A 6,000-nucleotide genomic window follows, 5' to 3' on the forward strand; every position below is an offset into this window, starting at 1 on the left:
CATCGACTGGAATACGGAGGGCGTGCCGCCTCGTGGACAGGCCATCCGCGTCGGGTTCAGCCACCGCACAGGCCACTCCGTCGCCTGCCCCCAGGGGACCAGCCTTCCGTTCAATCTCGCGGAGGATGACCTTGCTGGTGAGCGCTGTTCGCTGGGGGAATCCGGGTCGATCTGAAGACTCCCATTTGCTCACGTCTTGTCTGGGAAATCGTCGCATCCCCACACCAGACAAGCTCCGCCACGAAACAGATGCATGGCGAAGTGGGCCAATCGCAGAGGCTCCTGGCCAACTCTTGGGACACTGCTGAGGACAGGATCCGGTAGCCGTTCACCGGCGGGTGCCTGCTTGAAGGGACTGCCGGGCAGGGATTGCGAGCCGCGCTGGCACCAGGTGGTGGAGGTGCCGCCGCTTTGGGCCATTGTCACCGAGTCCCGCAGCCACGCAGTGGAGCGCATGGCATGCGGCACGGTGGCGCGGGCCCTGCTGGGGGAGGACTTCGCGGGCCTCCTCATCAGCGATCGGTGGAGCGGGTCCGCGTGGCACGACGCAGGCCCGCGACAACGCCGCCGATTCCCAAGGTGATTCAAGGTGCGAACGCTGCCTGCGCCGGTGAACGGTGCCCCCGGGTTTTCTCCGGCCGCGAACCGGCGTGCCGCTGTGGCTGGAAACCGGAGGGACTCACTGGCTTCCGGCTCCAAGTCGCTGGCGTCCCTCACTGGGGGCGAACCCGGGGAGGAGGGGCATCCGCCAGTCCGGGTAGGCAGTCCCAGTGCGTCAGTGCTGCCTCAGCACCCGTGAATCACCAGTGAATCCGGGCACTTCGACCCCTGAACCGTCCCCTCTGGTCGTGCCCGGCGCCCGGGGGCCGCTTCCTCGCGGGCGGCCCCGGCCGGGCCCGCCGTGCTGCGGATCCGCGCCGAGGCTCCCAGCTTGCCCTGAAATCACGTATAGGCCCTCCGCACATTTCGCGCGGCACGCGAGCGATCCGCAGGGCGAGCGGTCAGAGGCCCCCGGGACTGCTCTGGAGGAACGGATGGAGTTGTCGAGTCTCGAGTCGAATTTCTGGGCAATCGCACCGGGCGTCATCGGCGCCGTGGGCCTGCTCTTCTCTGCGTTCTTCTACTTCCGGGTCAAGGCGCTCCCAGACGGTGACGCGACGATGAACCGCATCGCGGGTTACATCCGCGAAGGCGCGATGGCGTTCCTCGTCCGCGAGTACAAGGTGCTGGCCATCTACTGCGTGGTCGTCGCGGTGATCATCGGCCTGGCGCTGGGCCCGGTCGCGAGCGCGAGCTTCGTGGCGGGCGCGTTCCTGTCGCTGCTCGCGGGCTACATCGGCATGAAGGCCGCGACCTTCGCGAACGTGCGCACCGCGCAGGCCGCGCGCGGCGGCTCCAAGCCGAACGCGCTGCTGGTCGCGCTGGACGGTGGCGCCGTGATGGGCCTCGCCGTCGCCGGCCTGGGCCTCATCGGCATGGGCGTCGTCTACTACTTCTTCCGGTCCAGCCCGGAGCTCTCCCCCATCCTCCACTCGTTCGCCGTGGGCGCCAGCTCCATCGCGCTCTTCGCGCGCGTGGGCGGCGGCATCTACACCAAGGCCGCCGACGTGGGCTCCGACATCGCCGGCAAGGTCATCGAGAACATCCCCGAGGACGATCCGCGCAACCCCGGCGTCATCGCCGACAACGTGGGTGACAACGTGGGCGACGTGGCCGGCATGGGCGCGGACATCTACGAGTCCATGGTCGCCGCCATCGTCGCCGCGATGGCCATCGCGCTGACCGCCAACGCGACGGAGCTGTCCCGCCTCGTGGTGGACGGCTCGGCGACGGGCACCGCGAAGGTCGCGGGCGTCATCCTCCCGCTCGTGCTGTCCGCGGTGGGCCTGGTGGTCAGCCTGGTGAGCATCTTCATCGCTCGCGCGCTCAAGCACATGAACCCCGCGCAGGTCCTGCGCAGCGCGCTCATCATGCCCCCCGTCATCCTGGTGGGCCTGTCGTTCGTGATGATGAACGTGTTCGGCCTCTCCCAGTCCATCACGGTGGCGCTGGCCGCGGGCGCCTTCGGCGGTGCCATCATCGGCCTCGTCACGGACTACTACACCTCCTCCACGCCGGTGCAGCGCATCGCGGAGGCCTCCGTCACGGGCGCGGGCACCAACCTCATCCGCGGCCTCGCCGTGGGCATGGAGAGCGTGGGCATCTCCATGGCGACCATCGCCCTGGTGGCCTACATCGCGGACCGCGCGCTCGGCCTGTACGGCATCGCGCTGTCGGCGGTGGGCATGCTGGGCGGCACCGCCGTCGTGATGACGGTGGACGCGTACGGCCCCATCTCCGACAACGCGGGCGGCATCTCCGAGATGTCCGGCCTGGGCCCCGAAGTGCGCGCCATCACCGACGAGCTGGACGCGGTGGGCAACACCACGGCGGCCATCGGCAAGGGCTTCGCCATCGGCTCCGCGACGCTCACCGTCATCGCGCTCTTCTCCGCGTTCAACCTGGAGGTCAACCACGCGCGCGTCGCCGCCGGCCTGGCGGAGATGAGCCTGGAGCTGACCAACCCGAACGTCATCGTGGGCCTGCTGCTGGGCTCCATCCTCCCGTTCCTGGTGGGCGCTTCCACGATGCTCGCCGTGGGCCGCGCGGCGGGCGCCATCGTCGAGGAGATTGGCCGCCAGTTCCGTGAGATTCCCGGCCTGATGGAGCTCAAGGCCGAGCCGGATCCCACGAAGATCGTCGACATCGCCACCAAGAGCGCCCTGCGCGAGATGATCTTCCCGGGCCTCATCGCCATCGTCGCCCCGCCCCTGGTGGGCTACGTGCTGGGGCCCCTCGCGCTGGCGGGCCTCCTCGCCGGTTCGCTCGTCGTCGGTGCGACCATGGCCCTCTACATGGCCAACGCGGGCGGTGCGTGGGACAACGCCAAGAAGTTCATCGAGAAGGGCAAGCTGCCGGGCCACGCCAAGGGCTCGGCGGTCCACAAGGCCGCCGTCGTCGGCGACATGGTGGGCGACCCCTTCAAGGACACCTCCGGCCCGGGCGTGGCCATCCTGATCAAGGTCATGAGCGTCGTGTCGCTGCTCGTGGCCTCGCTCATCGCGCTGCGGTAGGCCGTACCCTGGGTGCGGCGCCGGGGCTCAAGGCGCCGCACCCGGGGTGTAGAAGACCGGACACCCGGCCGGTCGATGTCGGGCAGGGCCATGGGGCGGTGGGCGAGCGCGTGCTTACACTTCTTGGTGTTCCGCGACTGCCTGCGCGCCAGGCCACAGGAGCAGCAGCAGCCTCGGCCTTCACGGGCCTGACGCGCGCGCGCTCGCACCCGCTCCCTCGGGTGTGTGGGGGAGGAGTGCCACCGCTGTTCCTCTGACAGTGAGGTGTCTCATGGTCCTGGAGCTCTCCCCCCAGCAGATCGACCTCCTCCATGCCTGTCTGGCCGAAAGCATCGAGGGGCTGCATGACGAGGTCCTCCACACCGACGTGCGCGACCTGCGCAGCGAGCTGAGGGAACGGCTCGAACGCCTCCAGGCGCTCCAGCGCCAGGTGGAGGCCCGGATGCAGCAGGAGCAGCCGTCGCTTTGACGGAGGCGTGTCCGGCCCCCTGGTAGGCCACCCGGGGAGCAGGCCCCCGTGGAGGCAGGTCAGGCGAAACCGTACGGAGGCCTGGGGGAAATCGCGCTAAGCCGCGATTCCCACTTTGCCTCCGAGGTTTCCGATGAAGCATTTCCTGCTGTCCGCCGCCGCGGTGTTGGGCCTGGCGTCCGCGCCTGCCCAGGCCCAGGCCCCCGGTCCCTTTTCGCCGTTCGCGCCGTTCGAGCTGCGGGTGAACTTCCAGCCCGCGAACGCACCGGTGCCGGCGGGCTTCGTGGCGGACTCCGGCCAGGTGTACGGCAGCGCGGCACGCCGACCGCGGATCAGCACTTCTTCGAAGCGGTGAAGCTGGTGGACGTGAGTGACGGCAGGCTCACGGTGCGCGGCAGCAGCCCGGCCGTGAACAACAAGCTCGCGTTCCTGGAGGTGAAGCGGAAGTTCGGCATCGACATCAACTTCCAGCCCGCTTCCAACCCGCCGCTGGAGAACTTCGGCTACCTGCCGGACAACGGGCTCGTCTACGGCGCGCGGCAGTTCGGCTTCACCTACGGGTGGAACGTGGAAAACACGGCCAACATGGTGGACGCGGGCCATGACGTGGACATCGTCGCGCAGCGCCACGCGCGCATGCAGCAGGGTGGCGAGCGCATCTGGGAGATCGCCGTGCCCAACGGCGTCTATGAGGTGAGCATGCTGGCCGGTGAGCCGTTCAACTACGTGGGCGCCTACCGCATCCAGGCGGAGGACACGGTGGTGCTCAGCGGCATGCCCACCGGGTACGGCTACACCACCGGCATCGCGCGCGTCGCGGTGCTGGACGGACGCCTCACGGTGAAGAGCGCTCCGGGCGCGGGGAACAACCGCATCAACGCCGTGTACATCCGCCAGCAGTAGCCGGCGGGGTGGCCCGCTTCATCGCAGGGGCGGAGTGGGCTTGCCCTCCAGGGGGTGTCCCCGGGTGCCGTCGGCCCACTCCTCCCAGACGTTGAAGGACTTCATCTGCTGGCCCAGGTCGGTGTCCCGCACGAGCGTGTCCACCTCAGCGCGGCTCTGGCGGGGCAGCTTCTCGTCCATGGTCGCGAAGCCCCAAGCGAGCGCGCCCACCACCGCCGCGTTGGTGCGCAGCGTGCGCGCGTCGCACTGCTCGAACTCATCCGAGCGCGCGTGGTAGTTGGGCCCGTACGTGGCGGGTTCCTGGTTGGCGATGAGGTTGGCCACGCCGTGCATCATGAAGTCGAAGTTGTCCGTGCCCACCACCGGCACGTCCACCTGCGTGAAGGGCCCCAGGCCGGCCACCGGCTTCAGCGCCCGGTCCACCAGCGGCACCAGCGCGGAACGGCCATTGGTGTAGAAGCCGGTGATGCGCCCGCAGCCGATGTCCACCGACAACGCCAGGGTGTGCTTGTCCAACTCCACCGCGTGCGTGCGCGTGTAGCCGGCCGAGCCGTACATGCCCTGTTCCTCGCCGTTCCACAGCGCGAAGCGCAGGGTGCGCGCGGGCTTCAATCCCAGACGCTGCATCTGCCTCGCGAGGTCGAGCAGCATCGCGACGTTGGCGCCGTTGTCGAGCGCGCCGCCGCCCAGGTCCCAGCTGTCCAGGTGCGCTCCCAGCACGACGACCTCGTCGGGATGCGTGGTGCCGCGAATCTCGCCGATGACGTTGCGTGAGGTGTAGGGGCCGCCCGTCCGCAGGTCCAACGCCGCGGTGAGGCTCAGGGCCGTGTTGGCGCGCAGCAGCCGCAGCGCGCGCTTCGCGCCGTCGCGCTCCATCACCATCATGGGACGGGTGTTCCTGGGGCCCACCGAGACGCTGTGCCGGTAGAGCTGATTGCCAGGCCGGCTGCCCATGTAGACGACGCCGGCCACGCCCGCGGCGAACGCGCGCGACTCGATCTGCGCCGCCACGTCGTACTCGCGGAACAGCCCGTCGACGTCCTTGAGCTCATCCGTCTCCACCAACAGGAAGGCGCCGCGTGCCTTCGCGCCCAACCGCTGGAAGTCCGCCTCGGTGCCGCGTCCCGCGTCCAGCAGCGGCGCGGTGGAGCCGCCCTTGGGCGTGACGGCGGAGAAGGGCATCGCGGCCACGCGCGGGGCGAAGCGCACGCCCGGGCCCTGCACGGAGGCGGTGGCGCCGCGCTCCAGCCACAGCGCGGGCATGGGGAAGGGCTCCGCGCGCGCCGTCACGCCCGCGGCGCGGAAGCGTTGCAGCGCCCATTCCACGGAGCGGTTGTTGGCTTCGGAGCCCGTGGCCCTTCCGCCCACCTCGTCCACCAGCGAGCGCAGGTCCTCGATCATGGGGGTGCCGCCCAGCACGCTTCCCACGAGCAGCGCGGCTTCGCGCTCACTCGCGGAAGGCAGGGGCGTGTCTGCCCGGGAGGGTGCCGGGAGGGCCAGGGCGAGGGACAGCGC

Annotated in this window: 5 protein-coding genes; 4 read left to right on the forward strand and 1 reads right to left on the reverse strand. The window is 69.8% G+C overall.

What is annotated here, in order from left to right; genetic code table 11:
* Window positions 1-1,034 precede the first annotated feature (1,034 nt).
* The 4 genes from D7X32_RS28620 (at window position 1,035) to D7X32_RS28635 (ending at window position 4,485) form a co-directional block, all read left to right on the forward strand.
* On the forward strand, window positions 1,035-3,113 hold the full coding sequence (locus tag D7X32_RS28620; protein ID WP_120605734.1) for a sodium-translocating pyrophosphatase: 2,079 nt from the start codon (window positions 1,035-1,037) through the stop codon (window positions 3,111-3,113).
* A 271-nt stretch (window positions 3,114-3,384) separates the two neighbouring features.
* On the forward strand, window positions 3,385-3,582 hold the full coding sequence (locus D7X32_RS28625; protein ID WP_120605735.1) for a hypothetical protein: 198 nt from the start codon (window positions 3,385-3,387) through the stop codon (window positions 3,580-3,582).
* Window positions 3,583-3,715: 133 nt separating this feature from the next.
* Complete coding sequence (locus D7X32_RS28630) at window positions 3,716-3,937, forward strand: hypothetical protein (RefSeq protein ID WP_120605736.1); 222 nt, start codon at window positions 3,716-3,718, stop codon at window positions 3,935-3,937.
* Window positions 3,938-3,948: 11 nt separating this feature from the next.
* The gene (locus D7X32_RS28635; RefSeq protein ID WP_147450310.1) at window positions 3,949-4,485 is read left to right on the forward strand and encodes a hypothetical protein; all 537 of its coding nucleotides are present in this window, start codon (window positions 3,949-3,951) and stop codon (window positions 4,483-4,485) included.
* Between the two features lie 18 nt (window positions 4,486-4,503).
* Here the strand turns inward: D7X32_RS28635 and D7X32_RS28640 are convergent.
* Window positions 4,504-6,000: M20/M25/M40 family metallo-hydrolase (locus D7X32_RS28640; protein WP_208752564.1), on the reverse strand; the 1,497-nt coding region annotated here is incomplete at its 5' end.

Source organism: Corallococcus carmarthensis, from assembly GCF_003611695.1.
Classification (GTDB): Bacteria; Myxococcota; Myxococcia; order Myxococcales; family Myxococcaceae; genus Corallococcus; species Corallococcus carmarthensis.